The 17,774-nt window shown below is 55.9% G+C and carries 12 protein-coding genes; 5 read left to right on the forward strand and 7 right to left on the reverse strand.

The annotated features are described in order from the left end of the window. Positions 1–42: 42 nt before the first annotated feature. Positions 43–3,594 (reverse strand): YhdP family protein, encoded by a 3,552-nt coding sequence (locus CU041_RS15885; protein ID WP_101247655.1) that lies wholly within the window; start codon positions 3,592–3,594, stop codon positions 43–45. 269 nt (positions 3,595–3,863) lie between these two features. On the opposite strand from CU041_RS15885, the gene CU041_RS15890 reads away from it, so the two are divergent. From CU041_RS15890 to adhP, 5 genes are all read left to right on the forward strand, one after another. Then, on the forward strand, positions 3,864–6,845 hold the full coding sequence (locus CU041_RS15890; RefSeq protein ID WP_101247656.1) for a bifunctional [glutamine synthetase] adenylyltransferase/[glutamine synthetase]-adenylyl-L-tyrosine phosphorylase: 2,982 nt from the start codon (positions 3,864–3,866) through the stop codon (positions 6,843–6,845). Positions 6,846–6,946: 101 nt separating this feature from the next. Beyond that, positions 6,947–7,411, forward strand: coding sequence for a thioredoxin-dependent thiol peroxidase (bcp, locus tag CU041_RS15895; RefSeq protein ID WP_101247657.1), 465 nt, complete (start codon positions 6,947–6,949; stop codon positions 7,409–7,411). Positions 7,412–7,673: 262 nt separating this feature from the next. Next, the gene (locus tag CU041_RS15900; protein ID WP_068518537.1) at positions 7,674–8,444 is read left to right on the forward strand and encodes a response regulator; all 771 of its coding nucleotides are present in this window, start codon (positions 7,674–7,676) and stop codon (positions 8,442–8,444) included. Positions 8,445–8,604: 160 nt separating this feature from the next. After that, on the forward strand, positions 8,605–9,429 hold the full coding sequence (locus CU041_RS15905) for a ferritin-like domain-containing protein (RefSeq protein ID WP_101247658.1): 825 nt from the start codon (positions 8,605–8,607) through the stop codon (positions 9,427–9,429). A gap of 137 nt (positions 9,430–9,566) precedes the next feature. Then, entirely contained in the window at positions 9,567–10,589 is a 1,023-nt protein-coding gene (gene adhP / locus CU041_RS15910; protein ID WP_101247659.1) for an alcohol dehydrogenase AdhP, read from the forward strand. 59 nt (positions 10,590–10,648) lie between these two features. Here adhP and CU041_RS15915 read toward each other — a convergent pair whose 3' ends face one another. The 6 genes from CU041_RS15915 to CU041_RS15940 form a co-directional block, all read right to left on the reverse strand. Next, the gene (locus CU041_RS15915; protein WP_101247788.1) at positions 10,649–11,173 is read right to left on the reverse strand and encodes a methylated-DNA--[protein]-cysteine S-methyltransferase; all 525 of its coding nucleotides are present in this window, start codon (positions 11,171–11,173) and stop codon (positions 10,649–10,651) included. Next, on the reverse strand, positions 11,173–12,675 hold the full coding sequence (locus CU041_RS15920) for a DNA-3-methyladenine glycosylase 2 family protein (protein ID WP_101247789.1): 1,503 nt from the start codon (positions 12,673–12,675) through the stop codon (positions 11,173–11,175). The genes CU041_RS15915 and CU041_RS15920 overlap by 1 nt, the downstream gene beginning before the upstream one ends. Before the next feature lie 73 nt (positions 12,676–12,748). Continuing rightward, a complete protein-coding gene (locus tag CU041_RS15925) occupies positions 12,749–13,354 on the reverse strand; it encodes a nucleoside deaminase (RefSeq protein WP_101247660.1) in 606 nt (201 codons plus the stop codon). 117 nt (positions 13,355–13,471) lie between these two features. Continuing rightward, a complete protein-coding gene (locus tag CU041_RS15930) occupies positions 13,472–13,726 on the reverse strand; it encodes a hypothetical protein (protein WP_101247661.1) in 255 nt (84 codons plus the stop codon). Positions 13,727–14,003: 277 nt separating this feature from the next. Beyond that, a protein-coding gene (gene prfB, locus CU041_RS15935; RefSeq protein ID WP_101247662.1) for a peptide chain release factor 2 occupies positions 14,004–15,132 on the reverse strand; the annotation gives its coding sequence in 2 pieces (ribosomal slippage) (positions 14,004–15,062 and positions 15,064–15,132; 1,128 coding nt in all). A gap of 196 nt (positions 15,133–15,328) precedes the next feature. Further along, positions 15,329–17,752 carry a penicillin-binding protein 1A gene (locus tag CU041_RS15940; protein WP_101247663.1) on the reverse strand — a complete coding sequence of 808 codons (2,424 nt, stop codon included), beginning with the start codon at positions 17,750–17,752 and terminating at the stop codon, positions 15,329–15,331. Between the last annotated feature and the right edge of the window lie 22 nt (positions 17,753–17,774).

Here is a 17,774-nt window from a genome sequence, read left to right on the forward strand (position 1 = left end):
ATCGTCCCGTTTCCGGGCCGATCAACTTGATTGGTCCGGGCCTTAGCCGGGCTCGGCACCGGTAATCAGGTTGCGAAGCACGCCAGGCACAAATGTCGAAAGCGGATTGACCGTCACATCAGGTTCGCCAAGGTCGCCTTCGATGGTGTAGGTCGGCGCAAAGATGCCCCCGCCTTCTTCCCCCACCAGAAGATCGCCAAGGATCGGAATCACGCCAAGGGCCGAATTGATGGCATAGATCGGCACAATCGACCCGGCCAGACGGATTTCGGATTTTGCCAGATCAATCGATCCGTTCGCGGTAACACCAACCGCGGTGCCGTTGGCAGCGACCTTTGACAAGGTCAGCACGTCATTCACATAGGTGAAATCGCCATTCAGTTCGGTGAAGGAAATGCCGTTTCCTTGCAAAACGTCACTGAGCCCCGAAAGAGATGCTGCCCCCAGGACACGTGCGGCAATCGGTGCGTTGACGACACGGAAATCGCCGATCCTGACCGATCCGGTAAAGGGCTGGGCAAAGTCGCTTTCATCGACCGTGCCTTCGACCGTCATGTTCCCGCCCAGAAGGTTTTCATACATATCAAGCGCCCGCAGGAATTTACCGGCATCTTCGGCCGTCAGACTGACCTTGCGGGTGGAAAAATCATCGCGGCTGACCTGTGCAAATATGGTGGCCCGGTCCGCCAGCGAACCATTCAGAACCAGCCGGTCCCATTCCTGTCCGACAACATGGATCGATCCTTTGACATCGCCAAACAGTTCGCCATTGGCCATCACCATCTGTTCGATATCGAGGAAGATCTCGGTCGTTCCACCTTCGCGGCTGGCGCGTTGTCCGATGCCGCCACTGTTTGGTGCCTTGGCATCCTTTGGCTTGCCGGTATCTTCGGCGTCATCCGACAGGATCCAGGGGGTTGCGATCAGCTGACGGGCGGTGATTTCGATTTCGCGATTTTCATTATTCTGCCGGAAGGTGACCTTGCCATCATTGAGCAGCGGCTCCGCCCCCTTAAGCAGGAAGCCGCCACCGGTCAGATTGACAATGACATTGCGTTTTTCCGACGGTTTGGTATCGCTGCCTTCTGCGGGCTCAGGCGATGTTTCATCTTCGACAAACGGTCGCAAGTCAAACTGCGCGCCGCGCAGGTCGACCAGCATCCTGTCATCATTGGCAAGCCTGATCGTTCCCGAAAGACCGGTGTTTTCACGAAAACGGGTATTGTCGATTTCAAAGGACCATTGATCGGCAATCGGGTTTTCACCGCGCCATTTGCCGGTGCCGGACGCCACCAGTGCCGGTGCCATCACAGCAAAGGATTTAAGCGTGCCACCACCTTCATAACGCACAGCCACATCAAAGCTTGCCTTGGCTTCGGCACCGGGTTGTTTGGTGTAGTTGACCCGTTCCATCGGAAGCGTGATGGCAACATCATTAAGCGCCACATCCCCCTTGATCTCGACCCGGTCATCCAGAACCCTGATTTCGACCTTGCCCTTGCCCATCCCGGCAAGATAGGGCGCAACATCAAGTTCCACATCGGGCATCACCGCCAGATCAAGATCGCCAGACAGGCTATAATGGCTGCGGATTTTGGCCGCGGTATCAAAACTTTCAACCCAGTTGATCGCGGTTTTGCCCTTACCGATCGATGCCGTACCGGTCAGTTCCAGCCCCTTGGTGTTGACCTGAAGTTCGAAACTGCCGTTATTGACATCAAGTTCGCGGAACGCGTTGGTGATGCTGGCCTTTTGAATGCGCGATGCTGCCGCGACCTCGACATCGTCGAATGTCACATCGCGCAGCAACGGGAAATTCAGGCGCACGCGGGTCGCCTGTTCACCAGCAATCTGGGCCGGATCAATGCCAAGGCGGGTGGCAAAGCCAAGTGGCTGTGCTTCGATCAGTTCAAGCGCCTTGCGCGCACTGCCATTGGCGACCACTTCGATTTCGGCAAGCGGAACCGGTTCGTCAAGTTTGGTGAACAGGATGCTGGCATCCGTTACAGTCAGCCCGTCTGCCTGTCCGCGATCAACATAGATATTGAAACTGGTTTCATCGAATTCAGCACGACCACCGGCATCATGCACATCGGGCATATCCCCCAGATAATGCACCGTGACACCGGACATCGTCATCTGTCCGCCCAGCGCATCAAGCACCACGTCGCCGGCGTCATCCTGATGAAGTTCGGTATGCAGGGTGGCCTGATGAACAATGCCGTCCGACAGGTTGGTCACAACCCAGATACGGGCATCTTCGCCAACCGATTCCGGCCAAAGCCGATCCAGATCATCTGTGGCCACATCGGTTGCCTTGGCATCCAGACTAAGCTGCCATTTGCCAAACGGATCAAGCACAACACCGGTAACCGATGCCGTGGCATCCCCGACATTGAGCGTCACGTCATCAACACTGAACCGGCCCGGTACATAGCTTGTGACGATCTTGCCGTCATTGACCCGATAGGTCGCGCGGATTTCGGATGGCAGTGAAATCACCCCGCTTCCGACTTCCAGATCGGTCGCAGCAGAAACCAGCTTTCCACTGACATCATATTTGGCACGAATTACCCCCGACACCGGGACATAGGCATCGCGCATCGGTTCAAAGATGTCAGAGATGCTGACCAGATCGGAAAGCTCCACCTCGCCGATGCGGGCTTCGAGATCGATTTCACCGCTGCTTGTGCTGTAATCGCCGGTGACATTGACCCGGGTCGACAAGGCACCTGCACTGACCTGCAAGGAGGCTTCGGCCCCGATGCCAAGCGGCTTGCGCGACAACAGAATTTCCGCCTGCGGCGCAGCCCAGACGATGCCAAGCTGTTCATCGCGCACCTGCAGGTCGGCATTTACAATCCCGAAACTTTCGAAATAGGCCGCAGCCGGAAAATCGGTGCGTTCGCCAGACAGGATCGAGACCACATCGCGCAGGATTTCGCTGCCGGATCTTTCAATCGGCGCGCTTGCTACATCGGTTTCATCATCGGGTGTTTGCGGTGCGGGCTGTATTTCGGTGGTTTCGGGAAGAACCGGTTGCGCAGCGTCACTTTCGGGCAAATCGATTGTGACCGACGCCCCCCGCCCGCTGTCATAAACCGGGTCTTGCGGTTCGACGGATGTGTCTTCGTCCGGTCCGGCAAGAGGTGCTGTCCCATCGGAGTTTTCGGCGACATAGCCGATATCGATCTGACCGTTGGCGCGGCGTTCCAGGCGAATGCGCGGCCCGATCAGGTTCAATTCACGAAGTGCCAGAACCCCTTCAAACAGGGCCTTGCTGGAAAACACCACGTCTGCTTCGGGAATATGGAGCAGTTCACGATCATCCCCGCCAATGATCACCACATCGCGCAAACCGACATCAAATTTTTCGGCCCATCCGCGCCAGCGCAAAACGACGTCACCAACAGACAGCCGGTTTTCACCCATCGACTTGTTAAGATGATCAACGATATAGGGGGTAATGCGGTGCAAGGACACAGGTTCCTGAGACAGTCGCCAGATGGTGACTGCTGCAAATACGCCAACAAACAGCACGACCGCCGACAAAATCAGCGCCAGCCATCCAGCAAAGCTTTTAACGAGGCGCACCCTTATTTATCCTGTTTTCCTGATATCATATGTCGCAATAGCACCACTGCACACGTTCTGGCCGGTGTTTCCGTTCTGCAAGACGAAACAGATATCACCGGAACTGCCAGTATTGATCTAATCCCTTTTTGTCCGATCGCAGAAAAGCTACATAGAGACAGTCACCCGTATGATCGGGGTTGCAATCTCCTTGCCAAGAGCATGCAATCAGGCACAAGTTTGTGCATAGCCCGGTTCGTTACCTTTTCGCAATACAAGGAAAGCAAAAAGTGTCTCTTTCCTGGATTTCACAGGACCTGCCCCAACCCTTTGATGCCGAACGTGTTGCCAATGCGTTTGAACGATGGAACGCCCTTGGCGATCGCCCGGCATTTGAAAGTCTGGCATCCAAAATTGGCGATATTGCGTCCAATGCCCAAAGCAAGGCGGTTTTGGCGGCCCTGTTTGGCAACAGCCCCTATCTGACCAATCTGTGCCTGCGCGATCCCGACATTGTTTGCGAAGTATTCGAAAGCGGCCTTGATCATGCCTTTGCCACCGCACTGGATCCGGTGCGGCAAAGTGCGGATGCCCGTGATCTTGATCAAGCGACAACAATGTCCACGGTGCGCAAGGCAAAACGCCGGGCCGCACTGGTGATTGCGATGGCCGATATCTGCAAGGCCTGGCCGCTTGATAAAGTCACATCAGCGATCAGCGAAACTGCGGAAACCACACTTGATTTCACCATGGCCCATTGCCTGTGTGCGATGGCGCGCCAGCGCAAATATGACCTGCCCAATCCCCAAAACCCGCTTGAAGGATCGGGGATCTTTGCGATCGGTATGGGAAAACTGGGTGCGGGTGAACTGAACTATTCATCCGATATCGACCTGATCTTCCTGTATGATCAGGATATTGTCACCTACCTTGATGAGGATCGCCTGCAACAGGATCTGGTGCGTATGGTGCGTGACATCACGCGCGTGATGGAAGAACGCACCGGGGACGGCTATGTGTTTCGAACCGATTTGCGCCTGCGTCCCGATCCGGCATCGACCCCGCCGATCCTGTCGATGATTGCGGCTGAAACCTATTACGAAACGGTGGGGCAGAACTGGGAACGTGCGGCCATGATCAAGGCCCGCATTGTTGGCGGCGACCGGGCGGCCGGCAACGAGTTTCTGGAAATCCTGCGACCGTTCGTATGGCGCAAACATCTCGATTTCCTTGCCATTCAGGACATTCATTCGATCAAGCGCCAAATCAACGCCCATAAGGGCGGCAGCAAGATCAACATTCCCGGCCATAACATCAAGCTTGGCCGCGGCGGCATTCGCGAGATCGAATTTTTCGCCCAGACACAGCAATTGATCTGGGGCGGACGCGAAGTTGCCCTGCGTGGCAAGGCGACATGTGACACATTGCGCGCCCTGACCAAATTCGGACAGGTATCCGAGGAAGTCCGCGATGAAATGCTGGCGGCCTATGAATTTCTGCGCACGGTCGAACACCGGCTTCAGATGATCAATGATCAGCAGACCCAGACTCTTCCCGATACGGATGACGGGCTGCGCGCCCTTGCGACATTCCTTGGCTATGCGACACTTGATGCGTTCAAGGATCATTTGCTGCTTCATCTGCGCAATGTTGAAAACAACTATGCCGAACTGTTTGAAGACGACACGCCGCTGACCGGCGACAGCACAACCGGCAATCTGGTCTTTACCGGCACCGAAGACGATCCCGACACGCTTGCCAATCTGCGTGAAATGGGGTTTGAGAATGCCGAAAATGTATCGGTTACGGTGCGCGGCTGGCATCACGGGCGCTATCGCGCCACCCGGTCACGCCGGGCGCGTGAAATTCTGACCGAATTGATGCCGACCCTTTTGGGGGCACTGTCGAAAACCACCAACCCGGATATGGCATTCCGGGCCTTTGACGAGTTCCTGAAGGGTCTTCCGGCCGGGGTTCAGCTGTTCTCGCTGTTTACCGCGCACCCGGAATTACTTGAACTTCTGGCCCAGATCGCCGGAACCGCCCCGCGTATGGCCAAATATATTGGACGCAACGCGTCGGTTCTCGATTTCGTTCTGATGTCGGGCTTCCATGAAGAATTGCCCGATGCCGACAGCATGCTGGCAGAACTTGATGCGCGCCTGTCACGTGAAGACATGGTCGAAGACTGGCTGGATGTGGCGCGACGCTGGGCCAATGACCAGAAATTCCAGATCGACGTTCAGACCATCCAGAACCGCCAAACCCCGCACGAGGCCGGTCGTGCACTGGCCGATGTGGCAGATGTTGCCATTCGCGCCCTGTTCCCGCGCATTGCCGATGATTTCGCCGCCAAGCACGGCACCTTTGCCGATGGCGGGCTTGCGGTATTTGCACTTGGCAAACATGGTGGGCAGGAACTGTCCCCGGGGTCGGACCTTGATATGGTGTTCATCTATGATGTGCCCGAAGAAGCCGAAGAGTCTGATGGGGAAAAACCGCTGTCACCCGGGCATTATTTCATCCGGTTGAGCCAGCGTTACATCAACGCCCTTTCCGCCCCCACCGCCGAAGGTGTTCTGTTTGAAACCGACCTTCGCCTGCGGCCCAGCGGGTCAAAAGGCCCGCTTGCCACCCATTTCAAAAGCTTCGAAGCCTATCAGAACAATGAAGCCTGGACGTGGGAGCACATGGCGCTTACGCGGTTGCGCCCGGTTTATGGGCCGCAATCGCTGTGTGACAAGGTGATTGCCACCACAACGGCCGTTCTGCGCAAGGAACGTGACCCCGATCAGCTGGTGCGCGCGGTCTATGACATGCGCAACCGCATGGAAGCCGGCAAAGGCGACAATCACCCCTGGGCGATCAAGATGCGGCGCGGCGGGCTGGTTGATCTGGAATTCATCGCGCAATATTTGCAACTGCGTCACGCCCATGACCATGCCGACATTCTGTCGCCCACGACACGCGACGTGTTCAAACGGCTTGGCACGGCCGGCATTCTTGAAAATGACGAAGCGGAATTTTTGGCCAATGCCGGGTCGTTCTGGCTGGCGCTTCAGGCAATGCTGCGCCTGACGACCGAAGGGCCGTTTGATCCTGCACGGGCCAGTACCGACCTGCAACAGATGCTGGCACGGGCCGGGAAATGTGACGATTTCGCAAGCCTTCAGGACAAAATCGAAACCACGGCAACCCGGATCAAAACGATCTATGACCGGATCATCGCCGATCCGGCCGAAAAGGTCAGCCCGCCCGAAACCACACAATAGCCGGATCGAAATGATCCGGCTGGCCTTGCCATCCTTATAAAGGATTGTATTTTCAGTGCGGAACGGATCGCACAGCGACACAGACAGACAAAGGATGGAACATGACACTTGAAGTAGGTGACAAGGCCCCGGATTTCGAATTGCCAACTGATGGTGGCAACAGCATCAAGCTGTCCGATCTGGCAGGCAAAACGGTGGTGATCTATTTCTATCCCAAGGACATGACACCGGGCTGCACCACGGAATCCTGTGAATTTCGTGATGCCGAGCCGGACTTCAGCGCCGTCGATGCCCAGATCATCGGCATTTCCAAGGACAGTGTCAGCCGCCATGACAAGTTCAAGGCCAAACATGACCTGAACTTCATTCTGGCATCGGATGAAAACGGCAACGTGTGCGAAGATTTCGGCGTCTGGAAAGAAAAAAGCATGTATGGCAAAAAATTCATGGGCATTGAACGGTCCACTTTTGTCATTGATGGCAGCGGCGTCATCCGCAATGCCTGGCGCAAGGTAAAGGTCAAAGGCCACGTGGCAGAGGTTCTAGAAGCCGTTCGCGCCCTTTGATCAAAAAAATGACACTCGTAGCAGACCAATTGGTCCCGTTACCCCGCAAGGCCCGGCAACTGATTGCCGGGCCTTTGTTTTTTGGCCTTCGCCGACTTTAAAATTTAACCCGCCAAACTGCCAAAACGGCCATTCCAACACATTGATTTTGTTGCCTTGGGTTACATGTCAGGATAACAATTTACATATGGGAGTTTGGGTGAAGGTGCTTTTCACCTGTTCAGAGAAAACAAACCGGCACGCCGGCAAAGCAGGTATTGCTATGAACAAAAATGTTGTTGATCTCGACGATCAGATGCTTGCGGATTTTCGCGATGAGGCACATGACATTATCAGTGCGATTGATGTCCATCTGCAAAATGCGCGTGGCAAAAGCGATCCCGCACACCTGACCTCTATCCAGCGCGAAGTTTTCAACTTGCGTTACAAGGGCAAATCGGTTGCGGCACCACTGATCAATCTGACCAGTCATCGTCTGGCCGACTATGTCACCACCTGCAAGGAACTGAATGAAGGTTCCATCGAAGATATCCAGGCCTTTGTCGACAAGATCCAAAGCCTGCTTGAAGGTGACATGACCGCCGGCGGCACCGATACCGCGGAATTTGTCCGTGAGTTGCCGTCCAAACGTGCCCCTGACATTGATCCGAACTGGCTTAAAAAGGCCAATGTCGAAGCATTGCTGGTGATCCCGCAGCGCTCCATGGCAACCATTCTTGAACGCGAACTCGCCGCATGCGGTTATCGCAGTTCCGTGACGCAGACCTCGTTCGAGGCCATCGAACTTGCCGTTCGCACCCGCCCCGACTTCATCATTGTTGCCAAAACCATTGATGAGCTGAGCGGTGTTGATCTGGCCAATGCGTTGCAGGCCATGCCAAAAACCCGCGCCATCCCGACGGCTGTTCTGACGTCCGATGCACCGAACCACCCGTCCTTGCAGGATCTTCCGTGCCGCACGGCAATCATCCGCAAGGGCAATGCATTTGGTGAAGACCTGGCCGAGGCACTGGCACGGTTCAACATCACCTAATAACGACACGACATATCCGTAGGCAGCACAGTATCTGTCACGATGTATCACAGGGGCGGCGCGCGAATTTGCAGGCCGCCCTTTTGTTTGGCCATTGACCATATCCCCGGCAGATGGCAGACAAAGCCGATCTGAAAATCATTCTGAAAACCGGGCCGTCATGACCAAGCTTACCCTCGCCGAAGCAGCCAAACGTGCGCTTTTGACCGAAGATGCGACCGAAAAAGCCGATGTAACGGCCGAACTCGCCGCGATGTGGCGCAATGGCGAGATTACCGAGGTCGGGGAAACCGACCTGCCCGATCGTCCCGGTCGTCCCGCCAAGCCGGAACTTCTGGCGCCAAACAAAATGCCCAAGCGCAAAAAAGGCAGTGTCCAGGGCCGCATCGGGCTTTTGCATGCGCTGGCCCATATCGAGCTTAATGCCATCGATCTGGCCTGGGATCTTTGCGTGCGCTTTCCCGAAGCCGACATGCCGCGCAACTTCCACGATGCCTGGGTACAGGTCGCCGATGACGAGGCCCGGCATTTCAAAATGATCAACAAGCGCCTTGGCGAAATGGGTGCGACCTATGGTGATTTGCCCGCCCATGACGGCCTGTGGCAAACATCGATGGATACGGCCTATGACATTCTGCCACGTCTGGCCGTGGTGCCGATGGTGTTTGAGGCGCGCGGGCTTGACGCAACGCCGCCCACCATTGAACGTCTTTTGGCGCATGGGGATACGGAAAGTGCCCGCATCCTTAAAATCATCGCCCATGATGAAATCGCCCATGTTGCTGCGGGGCGCAAATATTATGAATATGTCTGCGATCAGCGTGGCCTGCCCTATTACACCACCTGGCATGACATGCTGCGCAAGCATTTCCGCGGGCCTCTCAAACCGCCATTCAATGACGAAGCCCGTTACGAGGCGGGCATGCCGCCGGATTATTATCAGGACTATGTTCTGGAACTTCCGGGCGAAGCAGCCGATCTTTAGGCCCGATGTCGCGAACTGGGATTTTTAAAATTTGACCCAGCGCAAAGCGTGCATAAGCAATCAGGTTTAGCCTTTTTCCGAGAATGAGACAGCCGCACCGGTGCGGCACATATTCCATTCCGTCAGGAGGCACGACCATGCCACGCACTATGAAGGCCGCCGTCGTTCGCGCGTTCGGCAAACCGCTTTCCATCGAAGAAGTGACCGTTCCGAAAGTCACGCCGGGAAAAATCCTTGTGAAAATCGAAGCATCGGGTGTCTGTCACACCGATCTTCATGCTGCCGAGGGTGACTGGCCGGTCAAGCCTAATCCGCCCTTTATCCCCGGCCATGAAGGTGTCGGCATCGTTGCCGAAGTTGGCGAAGGGGTCGCGTCCGTCAAGGAAGGCGATCGGGTTGGCGTGCCGTGGCTGCATTCGGCCTGCGGACATTGCCATCACTGCATTACCGGGTGGGAAACCCTGTGCGGCGAGCAACTTAATACCGGCTATTCGGTCAATGGCGGCTTTGCGGAATATGTTCTGGCTGATCCGGACTATGTCGGGCATCTGCCCAAACCGCTTGAATTTGGCAATGCTGCCCCGGTTCTGTGTGCCGGTGTGACCGTCTATAAGGGGTTGAAGGAAACCGAATGCAAACCCGGTGAAACGGTTGTGATTTCGGGGATTGGCGGGCTTGGTCACATGGCCGTGCAATATGCCAAGGCCATGGGCATGAAAGTCATTGCCGTGGATATTGCCGATGACAAACTGAAACTCGCCCGTGATCTTGGTGCGGACTGGACCCTGAATGCATCCGAAATTGATGTGGTATCGGAAGTCCAGAAACAGATGGGCGGTGCCAACGGTGTTCTGGTGACCGCTGTTTCACGCGCCGCCTTCAAACAGGGTGTCGGCATGCTGGGCCGCGGTGGCACCATGTCGCTGGTTGGTCTTCCGCCGGGAACGTTCGAGCTTGATATCTTTGATACGGTTCTGTCGCGCAAAACCATTCGCGGTTCGATCGTCGGCACCCGTGCCGACCTTCAGGAAGCGCTGGAATTTGCAGGCGACGGCAAGGTGCATTCGCACTTTACGACCGAGCCGATGGAAAACATCAATTCGATCTTTGACCGCATGCGCGATGGCAAGATTGATGGCCGTATCGTGATGTCGATCTGATCAATCTGCATATCCCGAGATGCAAAAGGCTGCCATCTGGCAGCCTTTTGTTTTCGATCTCACGCGGCACGCGCCAGCATGGCGGCCTCGTGATCAAGCAGCCATTTCTTGCGATCAAGCCCCCCGGCATAGCCGGTCAGTGTGCCGTTTGATCCGATCACGCGATGACATGGCACAATGATCGACACCGGGTTCAGCGCATTGGCACGTGCCACCGCACGCACGGCCTTGGCATTGCCAAGTTGATCGGCCAACCCGCGATAGGATATGCTTTTGCCACTTGGGATCGTGATCAGGGCATCCCAGACCGATTTCTGAAAATCCGTACCGATCATGTTGATGGCATCAACCGGAAGCGGCACCACATCCCCATTGAAATAGGCATCAAGCCAGTCGATCACGGATTTTGGGGTGGCAGTGCGATCTTCGACCCAGTCGAGTTTTTTGAACCGCCGGGTCTGGATGTTTTTCAGACGATCATCATTGTTTTCGAAATCCAGATGCACAAGCTTGCCGTCAACGGTCGCCAGGGATAATTCGCCAATCGGACTGGCATAGCGGGTTAAATAGATTGTCGTTGTCATCATCCTTCTCCTTCGAGTGCCGACCACAGATATTGCGCGGCATAGGCCCGCCATGGGCGCCAGCTTTCAGACAGGGCATCAAGCGCCTTGGCCTTGTCAGGTCCGCCGCCCATCGCCGATGCCTTAAGGATACCAAGGTCCGCCGCCGGAAAGGCATCCGGATCGCCAAGCCCGCGCAGCCCGAAATAGTTAAGCGTCCAGGGGCCGATCCCCTTTATCCCCGTCAAATCGGCAATCAGGGTTTCGCCCGATTTTTGATCGGATGCGCGATCCGCAAACAGTTCAATGACATCGGCCAATGTTAGCGCACGACGGGTGGTAAGTCCGATGGAAATCAGTTCCTGACCGACAAGCTGTGGCGCATCAGGAAACAGATGCGTCACTCCGGTTCCGGCAACAAGATCGCCCGGCAATTCGGCACCGAACCGTGCAACAAGACGGCCTGCCAAAGTGCGCGCCGCTGCAACCGAGACCTGTTGACCAAGAACGGCCCGCATGGCCAGTTCGAACCGGTCCCAGCATCCCGGAACGCGCAGCCCCGGGCGCTTTTCAATCAGGGGGGCAAGCAGCATGTCTTCGGCAAACTGTGCGGTGATTGATGGCACATCCGCATCCAGATCGAACAGGCGTCTGACCCGTGCGCCGATTTCAAGCACCGCTTCACGGGCGGGCCCCCGCAGGATAACATCCACCCCGCTTTGATCCGGACTGAAATGACAGATCATAAGTCCGACCTGATCGCCCATGGCAAAGCCGCGCGCATAGATGCGATCCCGGACGGCTTCCAGCCCCGGAATGGCGCGGGCCCGGAAGAATGCCAGAAGATATTCGGCATCAAACGGCTGACGGGCGCGCAATCGCAAAATCAGATCGTCATTGCGCGGCGCAAACGGATCATCATCGCCCCTGTCATCGGAACGGGCCTGCGATGATTTAAGTTTGATCCCCCGGCGAAAGGCCGTCGGGGCCTGCCCATAGGCCTGCTTCATGGCATCATTGAACCGCCGTAAACTACCAAACCCGGCAATGTCGGCAATTTCAATCATGGTCAGGTTACTATCAACAATCAGCTGGCGCGCCCGCAAAAGGCGTCTGGCCTTGGCATGTTCCTGGGGCGTTACACCGGTATGTTCCTTGAATATCCGGCGCAAATGCCGGTCCCCGACCCCAAGCCGGTCGGCCAGATCGGCAATCGATCCGGTTTCAAGCACGCCCTGATCAATCAGGCGCACGGCACGGGCCACCGTCGCGTGGACACCGGCACTGGCCGGACTTCCCGGCGCTGCTTCGGGCCGGCATCGCAGGCACGGGCGGAACCCGTGGGCAATTGCGGCCTCTGCACTGGGATAGAATTCCACATTGGCACGCTTTGGCGTGACCGCGGGGCAGATCGGCCGACAAAAAATCCCGGTGGTCAGAACCGCGGTATAAAACCGTCCGTCAAACCGGCGATCACGGGTTTTGAGTGCCTGATAGCATATATCGTTATTGAGCTGTTCCATGCCCGGCAGTGTATCAGAACCGGCGATCAAAACTCGCCAGATTCGGACTCAGACGTCAAATCCCCCGATACCGTCAGTTCAACGGGATGTCATTGTCGGATTTGCCATTCTGATACTGGGCGGACAAGCGGTCATATTCATGGGAAAGCGCCTTGGCCCGGGCGATATAATCCGCCCGCTGATTTTCAGGAAGATCGGCAACCATGCCCATCATCGAATGGCTTTCCCAAAAGGCATTCGATTTGTTGTATTCGCCGTCCTTCAGGGTGAAGACTTCCTGCATGATTTTCAGATCATGGGGAATGGCAAAGGCATCGCGGGAATCTTCGTAAGAAAAGAAATAATAAAAATTGTCAAAGCCCGCCCAGGTGATGGCGGACAAACACATCGAACAGGGTTCGTGGGTCGACAGGAAAATCAGATCCGAAGTCGCCGGGCGCTGATCTGCGGGGATTTCATAGAACCGCTTAAGACAATGCACCTCGCCATGCCATAGCGGGTTTTCGGTTTCATTGTTGGTTTCGGCAATCACCAGTGCCAAATCCGCCTTGCGCAGGATCGCCGCCCCGAAAAGCTTGTTGCCATCAGCAACCCCCATCCGGGTTTTGGGCAGAATATCGTTTTCCAGAACAGAAAACAGCTTGTCGAGAATGTGCTGATCCGGGGTGATGTCTGACATGTTGGCGGTCCCTGATGAACTGGCGTGTTGTTTCAACCATTTCACCGGTTCAGGACCGCCATGCCAACTGTTTTTAAGCACTCCGGGCGCAAAACAGTGATGCGCCCCACATGACAATCAGATGCCGCGCAAGATCCCGTCATTATCGGGGGCCTGGCGACGTTCAGGGGGAACAGGAACATAAAAATCACGGTTCAATAGGGTTGTGACCGCGATCAATGTCGGGGATTTCGTGTCACGTACCTTGGTGATCAGGGCATGATCCACCGGTTTCATTTCACGAATTTTGACAACCTCGAAAACCGGACCGTTGGGAGTAGCAAGTTTGAACTGGTCGCCGACTGCGACCGGACCAAGGGACTGTTGGGCCATTTGGGACTTCACCTGACAATAGATGTTTGCTCTGAGCAAGCCTGCCAGTGACCAGTCGATGTCTGGAATTTTGTTTATAGGCGGCAGGTCTCGCTTGGCCACACCATGGCAAAGCTATTCGGCAATTCTGTGACAGAAATTGGATTTTTGGGGGCAAACCGCCTTTTTCCGCCGCCTGGCACCCTGCCCGATTGCAACGATTTGGGGTCCGAATCAAAACACCCCGCCGGGAAATCGGCGGGGTGTTTTGTAATTTCAACCGGTTAAGGGTAGCCGATCAATCGATATCTTCGATTTCGCCAGCCGAGCCGGTAACCTTGGCGGCAAGGGCGGCTGCCATAAAGGCATCAAGGTCGCCGTTCAGGACACCCTGCGTATCGGATGTTTCGGTGCCTGTGCGCAGGTCCTTGATCATCTGATAGGGCTGAAGGACATAGGAGCGGATCTGATGGCCCCAACCGATATCGGTTTTGCTGTCTTCGACGGCCTGTGCTTCGGCTTCGCGTTTTTGCAGCTCTGCCTCATAAAGACGGGCTTTGAGCATCTTCATCGCGGTGTCGCGGTTTTTGTGCTGTGAACGGTCGTTCTGGCACTGTGCGACAATACCGGTCGGAATGTGGGTAATACGAACCGCAGAATCGGTACGGTTAACGTGCTGACCACCGGCACCCGATGCGCGATAGGTATCAACACGAAGATCCTTATCGAGGATTTCGATATTGATATCGTCATCAATCACCGGATAGACCCAGACCGACGAGAAGCTGGTATGGCGGCGTGCCGAACTGTCATAGGGCGAAATACGCACCAGACGATGCACACCCACTTCGTTCTTGAGCCAGCCATAGGCATTGTGACCGGTGATCTTGTACGTCACCGATTTGATACCGGCTTCCTCGCCCGCGCTTTCTTCGAGCATCTCAAGCTTGTAGCCCTTGGACTCTGCCCAACGGTAATACATGCGCGCCATCATCGATGCCCAATCCTGTGCCTCGGTACCACCGGCACCGGCATGGATTTCAAGATAGGCGTCATTGGCGTCAGCCTCACCCGAAAGCAGGCTTTCGAGTTCACGCTGGGATGCGATTTCACGAATGGCACGCAGGCCTTCCTCGGCCTCGGCAACCGTTTCTGCATCGCCTTCGGCTTCGCCAAGCTCGATCAGTTCGATATTGTCTTCGAGCTCCTGGGCGAGCTGTTTATAGCCATTGATGGCATCATCAAGCTGGGTACGTTCACGCATGACTTTCTGCGCATTGGCGGCGTTGTCCCAAAGGGTCGGGTCTTCGGCCAGTGCGTTCAGTTCGTCGAGGCGTCTAAGAGCGTTATCCCAGTCAAAGATGCCTCCTCAGCAGTGCCATCGACTGCTTGATTTCATCGACCAATGCCTGTGCTTCGGCGCGCATTGATGTCTCCGTTATTCATCAGAAATTTGTTGGGCCCCAGACCGGTTTGGACAAACCGGCTGCGGCAAACTCGGCGCAGCTTATAGCAGTTTTTGCCGCGGTTGAAACCCCTGCAACCATGCAAAAACCCGGCAAGATTTCCCTGCCGGGTTTTGGATGTCTTCATTCAGGTCAGATCAGCCGGTCAGCAAATCCGTCAGTAAATGCCGCCCGGTCCTGAAACCGCGCCATTGCCACTGTCAGAACCGCCAACACCGCTGTAGCCGCCATCAATGACATTGTCATTCGATGCCGGAATGGTTCCGGGTTTGAAAGCTTCCCAGATCACGTCCTGATCGCCCGGACGGGCCGGAATGCCGGTACGGGCTTCGACGCGGACCATGCGAATGCCCGGCGGGGTACGGAACGGAATGGCTTTGGTGCCTTCAAGGGCACCGCGCATGAATTCCTTCCAGATCGGGGCTGCGGCACTGGCCCCCTGTTCCTTGTCACCAAGGGAACGGTTGTCATCAAAGCCGACATAAACACCGACCGCAAGGTCCGGCGAGAACCCGACAAACCACGCATCACGTGAGTCGTTGGTCGTGCCGGTCTTACCAGCCAGCGGATAACCGAGTTCGGCAATCGTGCGGCCCGTGCCACGCGACACCACGCCTTCCATGATATGGACCATCTGGAACGCGCTTGCCGGGTCGGTCAGCTGTTCACGGGTATCGGGAAGATCAGGCGGCATCTGATTGCGGAAGGCAACGTCCTGGCACTGGGCGCAATCGCGTTCGTCCCGGCGATAGATCACATTACCCCGACGGTCCTGAATACGGTCAATCAGGGTCGGTGTGATTTTCTTGCCACCATTGACCAGTTCGGCATAGGCCGCGGTCAGGCGCATCACAGTCGTTTCCGCCGCACCAAGCGACATGGACAGAACTTCGGGCAGATCATCGACAATACCGAACCGTTCGGCATAATCGGCAACAATCGGCATCCCGATGGTCTGGGCAAGACGCACCGTCATCAGGTTACGCGACTTTTCAATCCCCAGACGCATGGTCGATGGACCATAGAAATTGCCGCTATAGTTACCCGGTTTCCATTTGCCAAGTCCCGGCCCCTGATCGATCACGAAAGGCGCATCAAGCACTAGGGTCGAAGGGGTAAAGCCCTGATCAAGGGCCGCAAGATAGACAAACGGCTTGAAGGCCGAGCCCGGCTGACGACGGGCCTGGGTTGCGCGGTTGAATTTCGACAGATCGTGCGAAAAGCCGCCCGACATCGCAAGAACGCGACCGGTATGCGGGTCCATCGCCACCAAGCCCCCGTTGGCATTGGGGATCTGGCGCAGGCCATAGGTATTTGGCGGCAGTTTTTCGCCATCAAGTTCGGCGAAATGTTTGACGTAAACCACATCACCGGGCTTGAGAACATCAGACGGACGATTGACCACCGGACCCAAAGTCTGACCTTTTTGCCAGGGCCGCGCCCATGTCAGGAAGCGCAACGGAATGCGGCCCTGCTCGCCCGATTTAAGGCCAAGGGTCGCCTCATTGGCATCGGTGCCAAGCACGACCGCAATATCCCAGGGAATATCGCCCGGTGTTTCGACTTCGCGCAATTTCTGCTGCCAATTGTCATTCAGGTCGATCTGGGTGATCGGCCCGCGCCAGCCATGACGACGGTCATAGGCAACAAGCCCGTCAAACAGGGCCTTGTCGGCAACACTTTGCAAGCGGGGATCAACAGTCGATCGCACCGAAAGACCACCGTCATAAAGCATGCCTTCGCCGTAACGATCAACAAGCTGACGACGGACTTCCTCGGCAAAGAAATCAGCCTGATAGGTATCCACCGATTCACGGGATTTGCCTTCAAGCGGCGCAGACCATGCGGCCTGTGCTTCGGCCTCGGTGATGTATTTTTCTTCAAGCATCCGACCGATGACCCAGTTACGACGTGCCTTTGCCTCGTCATGGTTGCGGACCGGATGGTAATTCGAAGGCGCCTTTGGCAAGGCAGCAAGATAGGCTGCTTCTTCGATATTAAGCTCATCAAGCGACTTGTCGAAATAGCGCAGCGACGCCGCTGCAACACCATACGCCCCGCTGCCCAGATAAATCTCGTTCAGATACAGCTCAAGGATATGCTCCTTGGAAAATGCCCGTTCGATACGGAAAGACAGGATTGCTTCCTTGATCTTGCGTTCATAGGACACTTCGTTGGTCAGAAGAAAGTTCTTGGCGACCTGCTGGGTGATGGTCGATGCGCCAACCGGGCGACGACCGGTGCCGATATTGACAACGTTGGTAACAGCGGCACGCAAAACAGACGCGAAATCAATCCCGGGATGGGAGAAGAAGTTTTTGTCCTCGGCCGCGACAAAGGCATCAATCACCTTGTGCGGGATGGCGGTGATCGGCACAAAGACACGTTTTTCGCGTGCATATTCTGCAATCAGCGCACCGTCAGATGCATGAACACGTGTCATGACCTCCGGCTCGTAATCTTCAAGCTGGGTGTAATCGGGCAGGTCCTGACCAAAATGCCAGAAAATCGCCAGAACGCCGGCGCCGCCTGCGATCCCCATCAAAAACAGAAAGCCGAAAATACTAAGTAAAATGCGCATATAAGCAGGTCTTTTTTCGTTT

The sequence above is a fragment of the Thalassospira povalilytica genome (genome assembly GCF_002844235.1).
GTDB lineage: Bacteria > Pseudomonadota > Alphaproteobacteria > Rhodospirillales > Thalassospiraceae > Thalassospira > Thalassospira povalilytica.